The organism is Streptomyces sp. NPDC007863 (assembly GCF_040633895.1).
Lineage (GTDB): Bacteria > Actinomycetota > Actinomycetes > Streptomycetales > Streptomycetaceae > Streptomyces.
In genome coordinates, this window is sequence record NZ_JBEYEI010000059.1 from 1 (window position 1) to 1,438 (window position 1,438).

Here is a 1,438-nt window from a genome sequence, read left to right on the forward strand (position 1 = left end):
CTTGGTGCGGAGGTAGAGGGCGGTGGTGAGGGTGCCGATGAGGACGATGGCGGTGTTGATGATGACGGCGGTGGTGATGCCGTGGTGGATGTCGAGGGTGGTGGCGGCGATGGCGCTCATGATGGGGGTGCCCATGGTGATGCCGATCTGCTGGGTCATGGTGGCGAGTCCGGTGGCCATGCCTTGTTCGTGGTCGGGCAGGCCGGTGGTGGCGGTGACCATGAAGCCGACGATGACGAGCATGTTGCCGATGCCGCCGGCGAAGGTGGCGGGGAGCAGGAGCCAGAGTGCGGTGGCGGTTTCGCCGAGGCCGATGAGGGCGATGGTGGCGAGGGCCTGGAGCAGTCCGCCGATGATGAGGGTGGTGCGGGTGTTGGTGGCGGCGATGACCTTGGGGGCGATGGAGCCGCCGATGACGGTGCCGATGCCCAGGACGCCGAAGGAGAGGCCGGCGGCGAGGGCGGAGAAGCCGAGGACTTCCTGGAGGTAGAGGGTCATGAGGAAGACGAGGCTGGTCTCGGTGAGGAAGGCGATGAGTCCGGCGATGTTGCCCCAGGCGACGTTGCGGCGCTTGAGGACGGAGACGGGGACGAGGGGTGCTGTGGCCTTGGCTTCGATGGCGTAGAAGGCGATCAGGAGGATCACGCCGGCGGCGAGGGCGGCCAGGGCGACCGGGTCGGTCCAGCCTTCTTCGCCGGCGTGGGTGAGGCCGTAGACGAGGGCGAGGAGTCCGAGGGTGACGGTGGTGGCGCCGGGGAGGTCGAGCTTCGGGCGTTCGGTGGGGCGGGATTCCTTGATGACGGTGGGGGCGATGAGGAGGACGGCGATGGCGACGGGGACGTTGATGAAGAAGGCCCAGCGCCAGGAGAGGAGGTCGGTGAGGACGCCGCCGAGGATGGCGCCGGTGGTGAAGCCGGCGGACATGAGGGCGCCGTTGAGTCCGAGGGCTTTCTGGCGCAGGGGGCCTTCGGGGAAGGAGGTGGTGAGCAGGGAGAGGCCGGCGGGGGTGACGGCGGCGGTGGCCAGGCCCTGGAGGACGCGGGCGATGAGGAGGACTTCGGGGGTGGTGGCGAGTCCGCCGAGGAGGGAGGAGGCGCCGAGGACGGCGAGTCCGACGAGGAAGAGGCGGCGGCGTCCGAAGAGGTCGGCGACGCGGCCGAACAGGAGGGTGAAGCCGGCGGCGCACAGGGCGAAGGAGGTGGCGATCCACTGGAGGTTGGCCAGGGAGAAGCCGAGGCCTTCGCCGATGACGGGCAGGGCGACGTTGAGGATGGAGAAGTCCACCGCGAGCATGAACTGCGCGACGAGCAGGACGACGAGGACGAGCTTCAGCCGGCCGTCCAGCCTGTCCGGCACCGGCTCACCGGCACCACCACTCGCCGCCGCGCTCGCGTCCGGACCCGGACGCGCACTCTCGACAACCGACATGACCAACCAG

The 1,438-nt window shown here is 69.6% G+C and carries 1 protein-coding gene; it reads right to left on the reverse strand.

From position 1 onward, the window contains the following. The coding region (locus ABZ621_RS37565; RefSeq protein WP_360611666.1) for an MFS transporter at positions 1–1,428 on the reverse strand (1,428 nt) is incomplete at its 3' end. Between the last annotated feature and the right edge of the window lie 10 nt (positions 1,429–1,438).